This is a genomic window from Solimonas sp. SE-A11 (assembly GCF_030345715.1).
GTDB lineage: Bacteria > Pseudomonadota > Gammaproteobacteria > Nevskiales > Nevskiaceae > Solimonas_A.
In genome coordinates this window covers 48,648-66,930 of the sequence record NZ_JAUASX010000023.1, presented here as the reverse complement: position 1 = coordinate 66,930, position 18,283 = coordinate 48,648, and the positions used below count along the sequence as shown (strand labels likewise).

At 66.4% G+C, this 18,283-nt stretch carries 18 protein-coding genes; 12 read left to right on the top strand and 6 right to left on the bottom strand.

The window, feature by feature from the left end; genetic code table 11:
- The first annotated feature begins 3 nt into the window (after window positions 1-3).
- Genes QT386_RS20405 through QT386_RS20385 form a run of 5 tightly spaced genes read left to right on the top strand, consistent with a single transcriptional unit; the run spans window position 4 to window position 3,098 of the window.
- Window positions 4-432: a biopolymer transporter ExbD gene (locus QT386_RS20405; protein WP_289275593.1), complete on the top strand. Its 429-nt coding sequence runs from the start codon at window positions 4-6 to the stop codon at window positions 430-432.
- 24 nt (window positions 433-456) lie between these two features.
- Window positions 457-864, top strand: coding sequence for a biopolymer transporter ExbD (locus QT386_RS20400; RefSeq protein ID WP_289275592.1), 408 nt, complete (start codon window positions 457-459; stop codon window positions 862-864).
- Entirely contained in the window at window positions 864-1,586 is a 723-nt protein-coding gene (locus QT386_RS20395) for an energy transducer TonB (protein ID WP_289275591.1), read from the top strand. Before QT386_RS20400 ends, QT386_RS20395 begins: the two co-directional genes overlap by 1 nt.
- A gap of 1 nt (window position 1,587) precedes the next feature.
- Window positions 1,588-2,877: a tetratricopeptide repeat protein gene (locus tag QT386_RS20390; RefSeq protein WP_289275590.1), complete on the top strand. Its 1,290-nt coding sequence runs from the start codon at window positions 1,588-1,590 to the stop codon at window positions 2,875-2,877.
- Between the two features lie 2 nt (window positions 2,878-2,879).
- A complete protein-coding gene (locus QT386_RS20385; protein ID WP_289275589.1) occupies window positions 2,880-3,098 on the top strand; it encodes a response regulator transcription factor in 219 nt (72 codons plus the stop codon).
- A 22-nt stretch (window positions 3,099-3,120) separates the two neighbouring features.
- On the opposite strand, the gene QT386_RS20380 is transcribed toward QT386_RS20385, so the two are convergent.
- The gene (locus QT386_RS20380) at window positions 3,121-3,591 is read right to left on the bottom strand and encodes an Lrp/AsnC family transcriptional regulator (protein ID WP_289275588.1); all 471 of its coding nucleotides are present in this window, start codon (window positions 3,589-3,591) and stop codon (window positions 3,121-3,123) included.
- A 132-nt stretch (window positions 3,592-3,723) separates the two neighbouring features.
- Between QT386_RS20380 and QT386_RS20375 the strand changes: the two genes are divergently transcribed.
- Genes QT386_RS20375 through QT386_RS20365 form a run of 3 tightly spaced genes read left to right on the top strand, consistent with a single transcriptional unit; the run spans window position 3,724 to window position 7,388 of the window.
- The gene (locus QT386_RS20375; protein ID WP_289275587.1) at window positions 3,724-4,989 is read left to right on the top strand and encodes a thiamine pyrophosphate-dependent enzyme; all 1,266 of its coding nucleotides are present in this window, start codon (window positions 3,724-3,726) and stop codon (window positions 4,987-4,989) included.
- Between the two features lie 3 nt (window positions 4,990-4,992).
- The gene (locus QT386_RS20370) at window positions 4,993-6,006 is read left to right on the top strand and encodes an alpha-ketoacid dehydrogenase subunit beta (RefSeq protein ID WP_289275586.1); all 1,014 of its coding nucleotides are present in this window, start codon (window positions 4,993-4,995) and stop codon (window positions 6,004-6,006) included.
- A gap of 11 nt (window positions 6,007-6,017) precedes the next feature.
- Window positions 6,018-7,388, top strand: coding sequence for an L-serine ammonia-lyase (locus QT386_RS20365; protein ID WP_289275585.1), 1,371 nt, complete (start codon window positions 6,018-6,020; stop codon window positions 7,386-7,388).
- Window positions 7,389-7,404: 16 nt separating this feature from the next.
- On the opposite strand, the gene QT386_RS20360 is transcribed toward QT386_RS20365, so the two are convergent.
- Complete coding sequence (locus tag QT386_RS20360) at window positions 7,405-8,124, bottom strand: TetR/AcrR family transcriptional regulator (protein WP_289275584.1); 720 nt, start codon at window positions 8,122-8,124, stop codon at window positions 7,405-7,407.
- 173 nt (window positions 8,125-8,297) lie between these two features.
- On the opposite strand from QT386_RS20360, the gene QT386_RS20355 reads away from it, so the two are divergent.
- The 3 genes from QT386_RS20355 to QT386_RS20345 are packed head-to-tail and all read left to right on the top strand — an operon-like array spanning window position 8,298 to window position 12,620.
- Window positions 8,298-9,146 (top strand): alpha/beta fold hydrolase, encoded by an 849-nt coding sequence (locus QT386_RS20355; RefSeq protein ID WP_289275583.1) that lies wholly within the window; start codon window positions 8,298-8,300, stop codon window positions 9,144-9,146.
- Between the two features lie 4 nt (window positions 9,147-9,150).
- Complete coding sequence (locus QT386_RS20350; protein WP_289275582.1) at window positions 9,151-11,565, top strand: TonB-dependent receptor; 2,415 nt, start codon at window positions 9,151-9,153, stop codon at window positions 11,563-11,565.
- 14 nt (window positions 11,566-11,579) lie between these two features.
- Window positions 11,580-12,620: a helix-turn-helix transcriptional regulator gene (locus QT386_RS20345; RefSeq protein WP_289275581.1), complete on the top strand. Its 1,041-nt coding sequence runs from the start codon at window positions 11,580-11,582 to the stop codon at window positions 12,618-12,620.
- Window positions 12,621-12,633: 13 nt separating this feature from the next.
- On the opposite strand, the gene QT386_RS20340 is transcribed toward QT386_RS20345, so the two are convergent.
- A complete protein-coding gene (locus QT386_RS20340; RefSeq protein WP_289275580.1) occupies window positions 12,634-13,341 on the bottom strand; it encodes a TetR/AcrR family transcriptional regulator in 708 nt (235 codons plus the stop codon).
- A 95-nt stretch (window positions 13,342-13,436) separates the two neighbouring features.
- Here QT386_RS20340 and QT386_RS20335 point away from each other — a divergent pair, with 95 nt between their 5' ends.
- Window positions 13,437-14,477, top strand: coding sequence for a helix-turn-helix transcriptional regulator (locus tag QT386_RS20335; RefSeq protein WP_289275579.1), 1,041 nt, complete (start codon window positions 13,437-13,439; stop codon window positions 14,475-14,477).
- Between the two features lie 74 nt (window positions 14,478-14,551).
- Here QT386_RS20335 and QT386_RS20330 read toward each other — a convergent pair whose 3' ends face one another.
- The 3 genes from QT386_RS20330 to QT386_RS20320 are packed head-to-tail and all read right to left on the bottom strand — an operon-like array spanning window position 14,552 to window position 18,254.
- Window positions 14,552-14,938, bottom strand: a complete 387-nt coding sequence (locus tag QT386_RS20330; protein WP_289275578.1) for a RidA family protein — start codon at window positions 14,936-14,938, stop codon at window positions 14,552-14,554.
- 9 nt (window positions 14,939-14,947) lie between these two features.
- Window positions 14,948-15,787 carry an alpha/beta fold hydrolase gene (locus QT386_RS20325; RefSeq protein WP_289275577.1) on the bottom strand — a complete coding sequence of 280 codons (840 nt, stop codon included), beginning with the start codon at window positions 15,785-15,787 and terminating at the stop codon, window positions 14,948-14,950.
- A gap of 7 nt (window positions 15,788-15,794) precedes the next feature.
- Window positions 15,795-18,254: a TonB-dependent receptor gene (locus tag QT386_RS20320; RefSeq protein ID WP_289275576.1), complete on the bottom strand. Its 2,460-nt coding sequence runs from the start codon at window positions 18,252-18,254 to the stop codon at window positions 15,795-15,797.
- Window positions 18,255-18,283 lie beyond the last annotated feature (29 nt).

The following is an 18,283-nucleotide window of genomic DNA, read 5'->3' as shown; positions in this document are numbered from 1 at the left end:
TACATGGGCATGCGCCGCCGCCGCCAGTACCAAGAGCATGACGAGGAAGCCATCGACCTGGCGCCGATGCTGGATTTCGTCCTGAACCTGTTGATCTTCTTCATCATCACCGCCGTGTTCGTCAAGGAAGTGGGTATCAGCCTGCACCAGCCGTCCGCTCCGCCGAACAACCAGCAGCAGGACAAGGAAGACGACAAGGGCACGCTGTTCATTGCCGTGCACAAGAGTGGTGACGTGTCGATCGATTCCCGTCTGATCGACGTCGCTTCCGTGCGCGCCAACGTCGAGCGCTTCCGCGGCGAGAAGCCAGAGGGCCCGGTCATCGTCGTGGCCAATACCAAGGCTGCGACCGGCGTCGTCGTGCGCGTCATGGACCAGGCCCGCCAGGGTGGTGCCTTGGATGTGATGCTGCAGCCGACGGCGTCAAAATAAACAGAGCGAGCAGGAGGAGAAACAATGCTAGCCCGCCGACATGCAACCGACGAAGGACACCACGGCATCGACCTCGCGCCGATGCTGGACTTCGTGCTGAATCTCTTGATCTTCTTCATCATCATCACCAGCTTCGTGAAGCAGGCCGGCGTCAAGGTCGACAAGGAGCAGGCCGAAACGGCGGAGGCCCGTGCCAACGGCAATATCCTGATCGCCATCCGCCCCAACGGCGAGATCTGGATGGATCGCAAGAAGGTGACGCCGCCCGAGGTGCGCGCGATGGTCGAGCGCATGCACGCGGAGCGTCCCGAGGACACCGTGGTGATCCTGGCGGACAAGGCGTCGGAAACCGGCATCATGGCTGACGTGATGAACCAGGTCCGTGCCGGCGGCGTGCAGACCGTTTCGGTGGCCACCAAGGGGGCGGAGTGATGGCCAATCCTCCTTCCGTGCCGTCCGGCGGCATCCCGATCTTCATCGCCGATCGACGTGATGCGTCATCGGCCCCCGGCCAGGGTGGGGAAGGCCCCGTCAGGTTCCAGTTGGGTACGGCGCGCTTCGTGCTGCCCTTCCTGCTGGCCTGCGTGTCGATGGTGGGTCTGTTCTGGCTGCTCTACAGCCTGATCCACGCCACGACTGGAGCCAAGGGCAACAGCGAAATCCTGCCGACCGTCGATTTCCTCCGCCTGGCGAAGAACTTCGAGCTGGAAACCCGTGATCGCCGTCCTCCGCCGGAAATGCCGGATCGCCCGGAGGCACCGCCGGAGATGGCGATCCAGCAGTCCGCGGCCCAGGCCCCGACCAATACCAACATCCAGATCAACATGACGCTGGAGAACACCACGCAGGTGAAGTCCAGCTTCGGCCTGGCCTCCACCGATGGCGAGTACCTGCCGATCGTGAAGGTGGCGCCGATGTATCCGGCGCGTGCCCAGAGCCAGGGCATCGAGGGCTGGGTGCTGCTGAAGTTCACCGTGCTGGAATCGGGTGCCGTGGCCGATCCGGTGGTGATCGAATCGCAGCCGCCTGGGGTATTCGACGAGGCCGCCAAGAAGGCTGTGCTCAAGTTCAAGTACAAGCCGCGGGTCGAGAACGGCAAGGCCATTGCCGTGACCAATGTGCAGCACCTGATCCGCTTCGAGCTGGACAAGTGACATGACGACGCAACTCAAGAAGCTGTTGTTGGCGTTCGTGGCGGCGTCGGTGGTGTCGCTGTCCGGCTTTGCCATCGCCAAGGAAAAGAAAGAGAAGCCGGTTCCGCCGCCGACCAAGCAGACGCAGGTGATCCGTGCCGAAACCTACAAGGGCATGGAGGTCGCGCAGAAGGCGTACGAGGCCAAGGACTACGCCGGTGCGGTCGTCGCCCTGGATGCCCTGAAGGCGAAAGAGGCCAAGTTCAACGACTACGAACGGGCCACGCTCTACAACCTCTACGCGGCCGTCTACTACGCGCAGGACAACGTTCCCAAGGCCATCGAGGCCTACATCACCGTCCTTAAGCAGCCCAACCTGAACGACGCGTTGCGCGATGGCAGCTTGTATGCGCTGGCCCAGCTGTACTTCATCTCGGAGCAGTACCCGAAGGCGATTGCCGTGGTGAAGAAGTGGTTGGCGGCGTCTGCCAGTCCAAGCCCAGAAGGTTACGCGCTGCTGGCCCAGGCCAACTACCAGATACAGAAATTTGCGGAGGCCGAGCAGGCCCTGGTGCAGTCGCTACGCATCTCCAAGGAGCGCGGCGTCGCGCCCAAGGAGTCAGCGCTGAGCCTGCTGCGTGCGATCTACTACGAGCGCAAGGAGTACGCCAAGGCCGCCAAGGTCCTGGAGATCCTGGTGACCCAGTACCCGGGCAAGGCTGCCTACTGGCAGCAGCTGGCCGGCATGCGCGGGCTGCTGGACCAGCAGCGCGAGCAGACCACGCTGATGCACGCGGCCTACCGCGGCAAGCTGCTCACCTCCGAGTCCGACCTGCTGAACCTGGCGCGGCTCTACATGGTGCAGGACGCGCCCTATGCCGCGGTGCGCCTGCTGACGCAGGGCATGCGGGACAAGACGATCAAGCCGAGCACGCAGAACCTGGAGCTCTATGCGCAGGCCCTGGCCATGTCGCGGGAGTACGAGAAGCAGGTTCCGGTGCTGAAGAAGCTGGCGGAGCTGAGCGGCGAGTCCAAGCACTACGTCTACCTTGGCCAGGCCTACAACGAGCTGGGCCAGTGGAGCGATGCGGTGACTGCCTTCCGCAGTTCGCTCAAGGCCAAGAACATGGACAAGACGGCCGACGTGCAGATGCAGCTGGGCACGGCGCTGTTCAACGCCAACCGCTACGCCGAGGCGCGCCAGTCCTTTGTCGCTGCGCAGCAGTCGCCGACGCTGGCGCCGCAGGCGGGGCAGTGGGTGAAATTCGTGGACCAGGAAATCGAGCGGCGTCAGGCAGTAGGAGCCGAGTAAAGATGCAAACGGATTTGATAGAGCAGCTCACCCCTCGCGAGTCCGAGGTGCTGGAGCGGGTGGCGCGCGGCATCAAGCGCCGGGAAGTGGCACAGCAGCTCGGGATGTCGATCAACACCGTGAAGTACCACCTGCGCAATGCCTACGGCAAGCTTGGCGCTTGCCACTTGGCCCAGGCGATCGGCCGTGTGCGCAGCTCCGAGCTGCAGGCGCAACGATAGAGTAAGACCGGGACCGGGGCGCTTAGCCCCTTCCCAGCGGCAGGCGGGTGCTGTTCACGGACTGCTCGAAAGAGATCAGCGAGCTGATCTCTTGTACCTCCAGTTGCGACAGCCGGTTCCACACCACCTCGCGGTATTCCTCGATGCTGGAGGCGGCGATCTTCAGCACGAAGTCGACATGGCCCAGCGTGGTATGGCACTCCAGCACCTGGGGTATGGCCTTGACCGACTCGACGAACTTCGGCAAGGCGTTGGCGCTATGCCGCGACATCTTCACCAGCGCGAACACCATGACGTTGAAGCCCACTTTCTTTGGGTTGAGCACGGCCACGCGGCGGTCGATCACGCCGCTGTCGACAAAGCCCTGCACGCGTCGCCAGACCACTGATTTGGATGAAGCCACGCGCTCGGCGATGTCGGCCACGGGGAGTGTCACGTCCTCCTGCAACAGTTCCAGGATGCGGCGGTCGAGGTCGTCGAGTGGCTCGGGCATATTTACCTCCAATCCTTTAGGGTGGGAAAAATTTTACCGGAATATCGGAAAAGCAGGGGAATTAAGGGAAGAAATGCCCCGGGGCTAGGCATAAGCTATTTCGGTTGAAAGGTCGTTTCCTACGAGGATGAGATGACGAGCAGCGCAGCGGCAGGGCAGGGTGCCACAACGGAGGGCGAGCTTCGTCCCTTGCGCTTTCATGTGCCGGAGCCGAAGTGTCGGCCTGGCAGTGCTCCCGATCTTTCCAGTATCGAGTTGCCGACGCAGGTCCTGCCGCGTCCCGCGATCGATACGCCGCGGGAGCGGCTCCATGAGTACGCCTATGGACTGATCCGCGTGCTCGGCGACGACCACCGCGCCTCCGGTGACTGGGCGCCGTCGCTCGATGCGGATCGGTTGCGTCAGGGCCTGCGCTCCATGCTGCTCACGCGCCTGTTCGACCAGCGCATGCTGCGCGCGCAGCGCACCGGCAAGACTTCGTTCTACATGCAGTGCACCGGCGAGGAGGCGATCGCGGTGGCGCAGGCGATGGCGCTGGAGCCCAACGATATGTGCTTCCCCAGCTACCGCCAGCAGGGCTTGCTGGTGGCACGCGGCTGGTCGCTGGTGGACATGATGTGTCAGGTCTACAACAACAGCGCCGACCGCATGAAGGGGCGCCAGTTGCCGGTGATGTATTCCGCCAAGGAGGCCGGCTTCTTCTCCATCTCCGGCAACCTGGGAACGCAGGCCATCCAGGCGGTGGGCTGGGCCATGGCCTCGGCCTACAAGGGCGATACGCGCCTGGCGGCGACCTGGGTCGGTGACGGCACCACCGCCGAGGCCGACTTCCACTACGCGCTGACCTTTGCCGCGGTGTATCGCGTACCGGTGCTGCTCAACGTGGTCAACAACCAGTGGGCGATCTCGTCCTTCCAGGGTATCGCCGGTGGCGAGGCGACGACTTTCGCGGCGCGCGCCATCGGCTACGGCCTGCCAGGCCTGCGCGTGGACGGCAACGATTTCCTCGCGGTGTATGCCGCGACGCGCTGGGCCATTGCCCGAGCCCGTGCCGGCCACGGGGCGACGGTGCTGGAGCTTTACACCTATCGCGCGGCGGCGCATTCCAGCAGCGACGATCCCTCCGGCTATCGCCCGGACGGTGAAGCCGCCTGCTGGCCGCTGGGTGATCCGATCGAGCGGCTCAAGCAGCACCTGATCGCGCTGGGCGAGTGGTCGGAGGAGCGCCACGCGGCGCTGACCGATGAGCTGACGGAGGTGGTGAAGGTCGCCGGCAAGGAGGCCGAGAGCCACGGCACGCTGGGCCGCCAGACGCCGGATCCGCGCACGATGTTTGATGACGTATTCAAGGAACTGCCCGAGCATCTGCTGCGGCAGCGTGAACAACTGGGGAGCTGAGCCATGCCTTCGATGACGATGATCCAGGCGCTCAACTCCGCGATGGACGTGATGCTGGAGCGCGACCCCAATGTGCTGGTCTTCGGCGAGGACGTCGGCTACTTCGGTGGTGTCTTCCGTTGCACGGCTGGCCTGCAGAAGAAGCACGGCATCAATCGCGTGTTCGACACGCCGATCGCCGAGGGCGGCATCGTCGGCGCGGCGGTGGGCATGGGTGCCTATGGACTGCGTCCGGTGGTGGAGATCCAGTTTGCAGACTACATCTACCCGGCCATGGACCAGCTGACGTCGGAGGCGGCACGCTTGCGCTACCGCTCCGGCGGCGAATTCAGCGCACCGATCACGGTGCGCTCGCCCTGCGGCGGCGGCATCTATGGCGGCCAGACCCACAGCCAGAGCCCGGAGGCGCTGTTCGCGCACGTCTGCGGACTGAAGACGGTGATGCCGTCGAATCCCTATGATGCCAAGGGCCTGCTGATCGCCGCGATCGAAGACGACGATCCGGTGGTGTTCTTCGAGCCCAAGCGCCTCTACAACGGCCCCTTCGACGGGCACCACGACCGTCCGGTGAAGCCCTGGTCCGGGCATCCGTTGGGCGAGGTGCCGGAGGGTTACTACCGCATCCCGCTGGGGCAGGCCGCGGTGCTGCGTCCGGGTTCCGCGGTGACGGTGCTGTGCTACGGCACGATGGTGCATGTGGCGCTGGCGGCGGTGGAAGAGTCGGGTATCGACGCCGAGGTGATCGACCTGCGCACGCTGGTGCCGCTGGACCTGGAGACCATCGAGACCTCGGTGCGCAAGACCGGACGCTGCGTGGTGGTACACGAGGCGACGCGTACCGGCGGCTTCGGCGCCGAGCTCTCGGCACAGGTGCAGGAGGCCTGCTTCGACTACCTGGAGGCGCCCATCGAGCGCCTCACCGGCTGGGATACGCCGTATCCGCTGGCGCACGAGTGGCACTATTTCCCCGGGCCTGCGCGCGTGGGCGCGGCCCTGAAGCGCGCCCTGGAGTACTGAGGCGAGCCCGCATGCGCACCAGCCTGATTGACCTGTTCAAGATCGGTATCGGGCCGTCCAGTTCGCACACCGTGGGGCCGATGCGCGCGGGGCGGGCTTTCGTGCTGGAACTGCAGGAGCGTGGCCTGCTGTCGCTGGTGAGCGCCGTGCGGGTGGACCTCTACGGATCGCTGGCGGCCACCGGCCTGGGGCATGGCACCGACTGGGCGGTGAAGCTGGGGTTGTGCGGCAAGGATCCCCGCACCGTCGATCCCGCCGAAGTGGCGCCGATGCTGGCCCGGATCCGTGACAGCCGCTCGCTGGAGCTGGCCGGGATACGACACGTGTCCTTCGACGATGCCGAGCACCTGGCCTGGCATCCGGCCGAGGTGCTGCCGCGTCACCCCAACGGCCTGCGCATCCGTGCCCTGGGCACGGATGGCCTGCTGCACGAGCAGGTGTATTACTCCACCGGCGGTGGCTTCATCCAGTCGGGAGATGCCGACACCGGCGGCGGAGCGGAGCAGGCGCCGGTGCCATATCCCTATGCCAATGCCGCGGAACTGCTGGAGCGTGCGACATCGGCCGGGCTGCCGCTATGGGAGCTGGTGGAGCGCAACGAGAGCGCCCTGCACGGACGCGAGAAGCTGGACTTCTCGCTGCGCGAGATCTGGCAGGCGATGTCGGCGTGCATCGATCGTGGCCTGACCACGGAAGGCATCCTGCCGGGCGGCCTGGGCGTGAAGCGCCGCGCGCCGCGGCTGCTGGCGCGGCTGGAAGCACACCGCGGGCGGACGGACCCCATGGACTCCATGGACTGGCTGAATGCCTTTGCGATGGCGGTGAACGAAGAGAATGCCAGCGGCGGCCGCGTGGTAACGGCGCCCACCAACGGCGCGGCCGGCGTACTGCCGGCGGTGCTGCGCTACTACGAGCGCCTGATGCCGGGGTCCTCGCCGGAGGGCATCCGCCGCTTCCTGCTGGTATCGGGTGCGATCGGCGTGCTGTACCTGGAGAACGCTTCGATCTCCGGTGCGGAGGTTGGCTGCCAGGGCGAGGTTGGCGTGGCCTGCTCGATGGCGGCCGCGGGTCTGGCAGCGGCTCTCGGTGCCGACAACGAGGCGATCGAGCATGCCGCGGAAGTGGGCATGGAGCACCACCTGGGCATGACCTGCGACCCGGTTCGTGGGCTGGTGCAGATTCCATGCATCGAGCGTAACGCGATCGGTGCCGTGAAGGCGGTCAACGCCTGCCGCATGGCGATGCAGGAGGGCGGCGGTCATCGCGTGGCGCTGGACGAAGTCATGAACACCATGCTGGAAACCGGCCGAGACATGCAGTCGCGCTACAAGGAAACCTCGCAGGCCGGCCTCGCGGTCCACGCATTACGGCGCTGGGACTGATCCCGGCATCCTGGGCTCAAGGCGCCTTGCCCTTGCCGCCCTTGGCCACGGACGCCGGCAACAACCGGTCGATCAGCGTACCCGCCAGCTGGCGGAAACGGTCTTCCGGGCTCGCCTTGGGATCGGCGGCGCTGAGCATCTCCAATACCAAGGGGGCCCCGGCGGCCTTGATGGCGGCAAAGGTCTTCTGCGGTGAGGTGCGGGACTGTGCGGCGGCAGAGGTTTCCTGCAGGGCATTGAGCAGCGTCACGCCGGTCAGGGTGCGGCAGAAGACCTCGGCCGTGGCCAGGTCCACCTTGCGGGCGACGAGTTGGGCCAGCACGGCGTCGATGTGCTGCAGATTGCGGTTCCAGGCCGGCGAGCCCTCGCGGCCGACCGTAGACAGGCGAGGGTGCAGGATGTGCGCCGCGCGCATCGATACGAAATAGTCGATCAATTGCTCGCGCAGCGGCTGGGGCCGCGAGGCATCCGGCATCGGCATCTCGCTCAGCAGCCGGTCCACCACAGCGTCCTCGATGGTCTCGAGATTGTCGTAGTGGGTATAAATCGCCGTGGCTTGCACCTTCAGGTGCGCCGCGAGCGAACGGATGCTGAGCCGCCCGGCGCCCTGTTGGTCGATGATCTGCAGCGCGGCCTGGATGATCGCCTCCGCCGTCAGCTTGCGCGGGCGCCCTACGGCACCGCCGCTCCCGTTGCGTTCCCCCGGCAGCAGGGGCTTTTCCTTCAGCTGGCTCATTTGGCTCCTCGACACCGTTGCAGGATACCCGAGCCCCGTCGTGCCGCGGCGGCTTGATATTTTGCATCGGTCGTGTGTAAATATTAACACACGGGCGTGGCAAAAGTCAGGGTTGCTGCCGGCCGACCCCCTCGGACGATGCTGAACCAGGGCCTCCGGAGGGCCGGGCGAGAATGACTGCCACACCGCGAAACGCGCAGACCCTGCAACTGGCCGACGGCCGCAGCCTGGGCTATGCAAGCTACGGCGATCCTGCCGGCGCGCCGCTGATCTACTGCCACGGCGGTGGATCCTCGCGGCTGGAGCCGGCCTATGCCGATGAGCATGCCCGCCGCAACCGCATCCACATCATCGCCGTGGACCGACCCGGGTACGGACTCTCGTCGCCGGTGCCTGATCTTTCCTTCCAGGCCTTCGGGCGGGACGTGCTGGCACTGGCCGATGCGCTCGGCATTGCCGGCTTTGCGATGCTGGGCATGTCCGCTGGCGCGCCCTATGCGCTGCACCTGGCGGTTTCCGCACCGGAGCGCATCCGCTTCGTTGCGCTGATCAACCCCTCGCCGGATACCGCGCAGCCGGAGTGGAAGGAAGTCTCCTGGCCCACACGGCTGGGCAATTCGGCGACCCGCGTGCCCTGGCTGATGAGTCGGGCGATCGCCACCATGGTGGAAAATCCCGGCAAGGCTGCCGCCTCGTTCGCGAAGAAGACCGGCTGGGACGCCGCGGCGATCCGCCAGTTCGAGGACATGATCCGCGAAGGCCTGCGCCAGCGCGAGGGCAGGGCGATGCTGCGGTACGAGGCCACGGCGGTGTTGCACAGGCCCTGGGGCCTGGACTGGTCGAAGATCAGGACCCCGGTGATCGCCATCTGCGGCTTCGGCGATGGCGCCCGTCCGCTTTATCTCGCGCTATCCCGACGCTATCACGTCGTTTCCGTCACGGAGATTCCCGGCCCCCACATGCCGATCGTCACGGGCACGGCCTGGGACCGTATCGGCAATGCACTGTCAGCTTTCCGGTGAACTCATGAACAGGCAACAGACTTCCATCACCGCCGCGCTGCTGCTCTCGCAGGCGGCTATTGCGCCGGCACTCGCGCAGGACGATTTTCTCGACGAACTGCTGGATGGTGCCGCGGCGGAGCCCGCGCCATCCGGGCAGCCTGCCGGCAAGCCGGCGGCTGCCGTATCGGAGGCTGCCGCCGAACCCTACGACGACACCATCCCCGTTCCCGTCCGCGAAGCGTCGGTGCCGGCGCTGGCAGGGAAGGCTCCACCGAGGCAGATCGAGGAGATCATCGTCACCGCCACCAAGCGTGAGGAGTCTGCACGCGAAATCCCGGTGTCCATCAGTGCCCTGAAGGGTGAGGACCTGGAGAAGCAAGGCGCGCGTGATCTCAAGGACTACATCGCCCAGGTGCCAGGTATCACCCTGCAGGACAACAGTTCCGGTGAAGCCGGCGGGCGCAATCTTTCCGTGCGCGGCGTCGGGCCCGGCAATGCCAGCGCTTCTTCCGGCAACTCCGGCAACCAGACCGTCGGTCAGTTCATCGGCGACGTGCCGCTGACCGATCCGTACTCCAATTTCGTCACTCCGGACCTGGATCCCTACGACCTGCGCAGCGTCGAGATCCTGAAGGGGCCGCAGGGCACCACTTTCGGGGCATCGGCGCTCAACGGTGCCATCCGCTACATCCCCAATCCGGCCGAACCTGGCCGCTGGAGTGCGCGCGGCTTCGCTGAGCACCTGAGCATCACTGAGGGCGGCGCCGACACCAGCTATGGTGCCGCGGTGAACATCCCGGCCGGAGAGTCCTTCGCCCTGCGCCTGGTCGGTGTGCAAACCCGCGTGCCCGGCGTCTACGACAACCTGCGACGCGATACGCCCGACGCCGACAGCCGCGAGAAGTGGAGTGCACGCGCGCTGGCGCGCTGGGAGCCCAGCGACCGCTTCAGGCTTGAGCTGATGTATCTCAAGCAGCAGACCGATCAGGACGCGCTGATTGCCGCCACCAATGGCGACGGACGGCTCGAGAACAACCGCCTGCCGGGCCCCAGTTCGGTGGAGAGCGGATTCGAGCTCGCCAGCCTCGATGCGCGCTACGAGTTCGACAGCATCGGCACGCTGGTGCTGCAGGGCTCACACCAGCGCAAGAACGCGATAATCGATTCCGACAGCGGCGCCACCGGCCAGATCGGCCTGGAACTGCTGAGTACCTACGGCAATTTCCAGACCGAGGGCTACTCCGGCGAGCTGCGCCTGGTGTCGCCCTCCGGTGGCGACTGGAACTGGATCGGCGGCGTGTTCGTGTCGCAGTACACGGCCGATGCTTTCGCCAACCTCTACGTCGCCAACACTGCTCCCCTCGGCCGGCTGCGGCTGCTCATTCCACTGCTGGGAGACTTGCTGCCGCTGACCGATCGCGGTCTCACGGCCGCCACCACGGTCGTCAAGCCCGAAGCCAGCGAGCTCTCGTTCTACGGCGAGCTCTCGCGGCGCCTGGGCGAAAGCTGGGAGCTGACACTGGGCCTGCGCCGCTACGAAACCCAGTTCGAGGGCGAACGCTCGATCAGCACCGTGCTGGCTGCGGGCCCGACCCGCTCGACTGCCCGCTTCGATCAGGGCGAGGATGGCTACAGCCCCAAGGTCTCGCTGAAGTACGACTTAAACGACGACGTGATGGCTTATGTCACCGTAGCGCGGGGCTTCCAGTTCGGTGGCGCCAATGCTCCGCCGGCGGTGTCGCTGCCGGTGAACAATCCGGTGACCGGGCGCCCGGTGCCGGTGTCCTTCGCTTCCAGCGATCTCTGGAGCCGCGAGCTGGGCCTGCGCACGACCTGGCTCGACCGCAGCCTGTTGCTGGACCTGACGCTGTTCGACCTCGACTGGAGTAACGCCCAGTTTGGACAGGACAGCGGTGGCATCGTCTCCTCGACCTACGTCGACAATGTCGGCAAGGTGCGCAGCCAGGGTGTCGAGGGGGCCATGACCTGGGTCACGCCTCTGGATGGGCTGACACTCAACATCGCGGCGTCCTACATCCGTGCGCGCACCGCCGCCGCCTACGACCCGGGTGACGGCAGCGTCGTACCCTCGGGCTCCGACATGCCGGCCTCACCCCGCGTGCAGGCCGCAACCACGCTAAGCTACGGCCCCAAGCTGGGCCCTTGGCAGGCCAATGCCTCGCTGATGCATTCCTATTGGGGGCCGGCCTGGAATAACATCGAACACGAGGCGCGCGTCTACGATTTCCACCTGCTCAATGTGCTGCTCTCGCTTGCCCGTCCGGACTGGGCCGGTGCGCCCGCGCTGGCCCTGGGTATCACCAACATCACCGATGAGCGAAACCTGATGAACTACACCAGCGAGAACCTGACCGGCGACAACTGGGTCTATGGCCGCCCGCGTGCCGTCAGCCTGCGCTTCAGCGCCGGGTTCTGAGGAACCCGGGGGCCATGAACACTGCCATCCTCGCTGGGTCCAGCCCGCGCGGTTCGCGCGCCAAGGTCATCGCCCTGCAGCGGGCGGTGGATATTGACAGCTTCTGGCGCGCCAGCCTCAGCCTCCTCCGCAGCGAGTTGCCGCAGCGCTCCTGCGCGCTGTTTTCCGACATCGAGGGTTTCAAGCCGGCGCAGCTGCGCTACCACGTGGTGGCGCCGCGCAAGCCCGGCTACGTGCCGGCCAAGAGCATGTCGATCTCCGCGCCCTACCTGGCGCGCCATCCATACATCGAATCCTGCACCTATGCCGAGATTGCCGCCGAGGATCCGCAGGCGGCGCAGCGCCGGCTGGAACAGGAGCCAGACCCGGAGTGGAGTGACTTTGTCGTGCTGCCCTTCTGGGGGCGTACGGAGCCACATAGCGTGCTCACGCTTTTCGGCGTGCAGCGCATCGAGGAGCGGGAACGCGCTTTCCTGGATTTCCTGAGGCCAATGATCGATGCGGGATTGTCGCGCCTGCGCACGCTGGAACAGGAGCGCAACCTCAGCCGGCTGCTGCAGGGTTACCTGCAGAATTCACCCGAGGCCCTGGTTTTCTTCAACCGGCGCGGCAACATGATGTACCAGAGCACCCTGGGCGAAAGCCATTTCAGCCGCTGGAACCGGGCCCTGCGGCGCGGGCAGGAGTCGCTCCGCCTGCCGGCGGCGCTGGGTGGCGTCTTCGGTGGAGCCGAGGACGGACTGGAGCTGCAGCATCCGGAGCTGCCGTCCCTGCGGGCGACACTGCAGGCTACCGAAGGCGGCTACGTGCTGCGCCTGACAGATGCGCAGACCCTGGGGCAGGTTCGCGAACTGTCGCCACAGGCACTGGCGGCGCTGCAGAAGCTGACGCCGTCGGAGCAGCGCGTGGCGCGCCTAGTGGTGGAGGGCCTGCGCAACGACCAGATCGCCGAACGCCTGTGCCGCTCCACGCGCACGATCGAATTCCAGCTGCACAGCACCTTCCGCAAACTGGGTGTGGAGAATCGCGTGAAGCTCTCGCGGCTGCTCGGTTGAGGCCTGGTCCCGCTCAGGCGCCCGACTGCCGTCGCGCGTCGTATTGAATCACCTGGGGGAGCAGTAACTCGACCAGGGCCGTGAAGATCTGGCGGAAGCGTTCCGCGCCGGTTTGCTGGACCCAGTCCGGCACGTTGCGGAACAGGCGCTGGATATAGCCGGCCTCGGACTCTGGCAGCGTCGGTATCAGGGCTTCCTCGACCTTGCGGTCGGCATTGCGCTCTTCTGCCCGGGCGTCGCTGGCGGTCAGGCCCAGCAGCGTGCGGTAGGCCAGCAGCGTGCGGAAGTCGTCCACGCCGATCTCCGAGAAGGTCTTCAGCAACTGATTGACCAGCTTGATCTCCCAGTGCCAGGCCGCCGATCCCGGAGTGCCGGTGAGGGCGCCGGGACTGCGCAGGCGCAGCTCGCGGATGGCCAGAAACATCTCGAACAGTTGATGGCCCAGCGGTTCCGGCCGGGACAGGTCGGGGGCGGGCATCGAGCCGAAGATTCCCTGCAGTGCCGCCTCCTCGATCTCGTCGAGGTTGCTGAAGTAGGTGTAGAGGGTGGGGGCCTGCACCCCGAGCTGGGCGGCCAGGGCGCGCAGGGTCAGGGCCTGGGTGCCGTCGCGGCGGATCAGCTGCTCGGCAGCGGCGATGACGGCCTCTTGGCTGAGCTTGCGTGGGCGCCCCCCGGCGCTTTTCCCGCGGCGCTTGCGCGCCCGAGTGTCTTGGTCCTGCATGCCTTCCCCTTGCGCCCGGCGACCGCTTGATCTAGATTGCAGCATGTATTTTAACGCAAATTAAAATACTATGTAAGGAAACACCGGACAGGACCATGCTCGACTCTTCTTCCGCGGTTTACGCCCCCCGTTCCTCGCGCTCCCAGATCGTCGCCCTGCAGAGCGCGGTGGACATGGACAGCTTCTGGCGCGCCAGCCTGAGCCTGATGCGCAAGGAGCTGCCGCAGCGCTCCTGCGTATTGTTTTCGGACATCGTCGACTTCGAGCCGATGCAACTGCGCTACCACCTGGTGGCGCCGCGCAATCCGGACTACGTTCCGGCCAGGAGCCTGTCGGTGGCGGCGCCCTACCTGGCGCGCCATCCGCGCATCGAGTCCTACACCTACGCCGAGATTGCTGCCGAGGACCCGGAGGCGCAGCAGCGCCGGCTGGAGCAGGAGCCTGATCCGGAATGGGACGATTTCGTCGCGCTGGCCTTCTGGCGCAAGGCCGAGCCGCACAGCGTGCTGGCGGTGCTGGGCGACAAGCAGGTGCCGCAGGAGGAGAAGGCCTTCCTGGAATTCCTGCACCCGATGATCGATGCCGGCCTGGCGCGCCTGCGCACGCTGGAGCAGGAGCGCAGCTTGAGTACCTTGCTGCAGGGCTACCTGCAGAACTCACCGGAGGCCCTGGTGTTCTTCGATACGCAGGGCCGGCTGCTCTACCAGAGCGCGCACGGCGAGACACAGTTCAGCCGCTGGAACCGCTCGCTGCGCCGTGGCCAGGAACCCGCGGGCCTGCCGGCAGCGCTGCGCACGGTATTTCAGGGCGCGGAGAAGGAACTGCGCCTGCAGCACCCGGAACTGCCGGAGCTCTCGGCGACGCTGGACCCTACGCCCGGCGGCTATGTGCTGCGCCTGGTCGATACGCAGACCCTGGGCCAAGCCGGCGAACTCTCGCAACAGGCGCTGGCGGCGTTGAAGAAGCTGTCACCGTCGGAGCAGCGCGTGGCGCGCTTGGTGGTGGAAGGCCTGCGCAACGATCAGATCGCCGAGCGCCTGTGCCGTTCGCCGCGCACGGTGGAGTTCCAGTTGCACAATGTGTTCCGCAAGCTCGGCGTCGGCAATCGCGTGCAGTTGTCACGCATGCTGAGCTGAGAGCGGGCCGTCCGGAAACGCCAAACCGTCCTGCCGGCTCGCACCGGCAGGACGGTTTTTCGTGGAGCCGCCTTCTAGTCGAAGCTGGCGATCACGTCGATCTCGAGTCGTGCGCCCGGGATCAGCAGCTCGCTGACCACGGTCGAACGCGCCGGCGGACGCTGCGGGAAGTACTCGCGGTAGATGGCATTGAAGGCGGGGAAGTCGGTCTTGTCCGTGAGCCAGACGCCGGCCTTCACCACGCGATCCAGGTCGGCGCCGGCCTGCTGCAGGACGGCGCGCAGGCGCTTCATCACCTGGTGGGTCTGCGCCTCGATATCGGGGCCGACCAGCGTGCCGTTATCGTCCAGGCCCAGTTGTCCCGAGACGAAAACCAGGTTACCCGCGCGGATCGCGGGTGATAGCGGCACGGTCATACCGTTGGCCAGGGTCGGGCTCGTGCCGATGACTTCAATGCTCATGGGGTTCTCTCAAGTTCTGGGCAGGCGGCGCGCGAAGGCGAGGATGGACTCGGCGACCTGGGTGGCGTTGACTGGATCGCTGAGCAGCGTGCCGTGGTTGGCAGCGTCGATGCGGACGGACTGGCTCAGCGGGGCCGGCGAGACGGCTTCCAGTTCGCGATGCAGGGTCTGCATGTGGGCGAACTCGGCGTCCGTCATCTGCTTGGGCCGGGTGCCGGCGAGGATCGCCAGTACCGGATGCTGCGGCTGGGCTGCGATGCGGCCGACGTCGGCCTGCACCCCGGTCATGGCGCCGAGTTCGGCGCGCATGCGCGGCAGGTAGTCCGGCGCTCCGAGCTGCTGGAGCTGCCGGCGGAAGCGGGCGGGGTCGCCCTTCCCGCCGAACAGTCGCTGCAGCAGGCCGGAGGGCATCAGGCGCACGAACCAGTGCAGCAGGCCGATCACGCGCTGGGCCCGGCGCATGGCCGCTGCCGGGAAGACGTGGGCCACCGGCGTCGTATCGAGCAGCGCCAGGCCGGCAATGCGCTGCGGATGGCAGGCGGCGAAGTGCCGCGCATAGAGCCCGCCCAGCGAGTAGCCGACCATCAGCACCGGGCGGTCCCATTGCAGGCGATCAAGGAGGGCGGCGAGACGTGCCGTCACGGCAGCGGCGCCGAAGCCGGCATCGTCCGCCGGGCTGTCGCCCATGCCGGCGCGGTCATAGACCAGCACGCGGGCATGGGCGGCGAGCAGGGCTTCGACGTGGCGCCAGTCGTCCGAGCTGCCGAGGCCGCCGGACTCCAGCACGATGTCCGGCAGCTCGCCGGGCTGTCCCGAGAGGCGATGGAACAGGGAAGCGTCGAGGCTCATCGGTCTCTCAGTTGAAGCCGAATGACAGGTTGAGACGAACGGTGCGCGGCGTGGTGTAGACCAGCGGGCGGCCAATGATAGCCGCTTCGAGATCCGATCCGCCCAGCGCCGCCGACAGCGCATGGGTATCGAAGATGTTGTTGACACCGATGCTCATCGCCGGCATGAACGACAGGTCCGGACGGCTGATGCCGAAGTTGAAGTGCAGCAGCTCGTAGCCACCGACCTCCGCCGAGTGGTTGATGTTGTTGAAGGCCTTGCCCTGGTGGGTGCCGATCAGCGAGGCCTGCGTCTGCCAGAGGCCGAACTCGTGGCGGTAGCCGACGGTGGCGGTCGCCTGCAGCTTGGGCGAGCTGGGCATCTCCGTGCCCTTGGGCACATTGCCCTGGGTGGAGTCGAAGTCCTCGGCGGTGACCGCTTCGATCCAGGCCGCCGAGACTTCCAGCGACAGGCCGTCCAGCGGCGTCAGGTAGTGTAGCGTGGTTTCCGTGCCGACGCTGCGCGCGCGACCGACGTTGTCGATGTACGGGTCGATGGGCGAAGAGTTCTGGTTGACTTGCGGCTTCTTCCAGTCCAGGTAGAAGGCGGTAAGGTCGAAGCGCAGCGTGCGGTCCAGCCAGTCGGTGCGCATGCCGATCTCGTAGCTCCACAGCGTGCTGGATTCGTAGCTGGGCGGTACCGAGGCGACGTTGCTGAGATTGAAGCCGCCAAACTGGAAGCCGCGCGAGATGTTGCCGTAGATCATCAGCTCGTCGCTGGGGCGCCAGTTAAGGGCCACCTTGGGGCTGAAGCCGTTGCTTTCCTGTGTGCGCTTACCGTCGGGTTCGCCGTTGCGGGTAGGCGTGCCGGTCACTTCGGTCTGGTAGTAGCGGCCGCCGACGGTCAGCGTCCAGTCCTCGGCGAAAACCCGGGAGACCTCGCCGAAGACAGCGTTCTCCTTGGCCAGCAGCGGGCGAAAGCCGGTGTCGGTGGCGCGCACGCCGCTGGAATCCACCGGCAGGCCTAGTGCCTGTAGCAGCGGCGCGAGGCGCTCCATGATGGGAATGCCCACGACCGCGAGGTCCAGGTAGAGCTGCGAGCGGATGTTGGCCTCGTAGTCGCTGAAGTAGACGCCGCCCAGCCAGTTCCAGGGGCCGTCGCCGTTGGACACCAGGCGGAACTCTTGCATGAAACCCTCGGTTTCCACTGCGCGCTTGGCATGCAGCGACCGCACGCCGAGCATCGCCAGCGGCCGCAGGATGTAGGAGGTGTCGGCATCGTTGTTGTTGAACTTGGTCTGGTAGCCGGTCACCGACACCAGCTGCGCCCAGTCAAAATCGTAGCGCGCGTCCAGGGTGGTGGCGTTGAAGCCGTTCTTGTACGGCGAGGGTGACGGCGCCTCATTGCGCGGCTTGCCCTGGTCGTTGGTGGTGTAGCCGAGCTCGTCGCCCTCGCGCTGCGAGCGCATGTAAGAGAGGTTGAGGGTCAGCTCGTCCAGCGGCTTCCACAGCGCGATGGCGCGGCCGGCGAAGTTGTCCATGTCGTCGACGTTGTCCTCGCGACGCCCCGGGGTGTCGATGTCGAGTACGCCCGGCTGCTTTTGCAGCGAGCCGGCGAGGCGCAACGCGAAGGTCTCTCCCAGCGGCAGGTTCAGCATGGCGGAGTACGAAGGGGCCGCCTCGCCGGTCTTGACGCTGACCCAGTCACCGGAGAGGCGGCCTTCCCACTCGCCGAGCTTGGGCGCGTTGGGCACGTAGCGGATCAGGCCGCCGAGCGAGGTGGCGCCGAACAGCGAACCCTGCGGGCCCTTCAGCACTTCCACGGTAGCCAGGTCCCAGGGATCGGGATCGACGATGGTGTAGGAGCCGTAGGGATCGGTCAGCGGCATGTCGCCGAAGACCACGCCGACGGTCTGGTTGGTGTTGACGTCCGGGCCCACGCCGCGGACGCTGAGCTTGCGCGGGATGCCGGCGATCTCGTCCTGGGTGTTCATGCCGGGCACCAGGGCGATGAAGTCCTTGAGCTTATGCGAGCCCAGGTCCTCCAGGGCCTTGCCGGTCAGCGCGGAGATGCTGATGGGGATCTCGCGCGTGGACTGCTCGCGCTTGGTGGCAGTGACGATGATCTCTTCGATCTGCGCGTGGCGCCGCGGTTCCGCCATCGGGGCCGGCTCCGGCTCGGCCTGCAGCGGCTGCACGGGGATGGTATCCACGGTCTCGGCCAGTGCGGGATCGGCGGCCGGGGCGGGCGATTCGTCATCGCTGGCCGCCGTTGCCGGCTCGCTGGCGGGCGAGGTGGCGGGCTGGGCCGCCGGCTCGGCCGGCGTACTGGCCGGCTGTTCCGCCAGCAATGCATCCAGGTCGAAGTCCTGCGGCTCGTTGCTTTCCTGTGCCTGGGCGCCGGCGGCGCTGCTCAGGCCCAGCAGGGCGGCGGCGCAGCCACCCTTGAGGCGGCCGAGGCGGCGTGAGTGGAGGGCGATCGAGGACATGGCCAGATTCCCGGAATGGCTTTTCATGT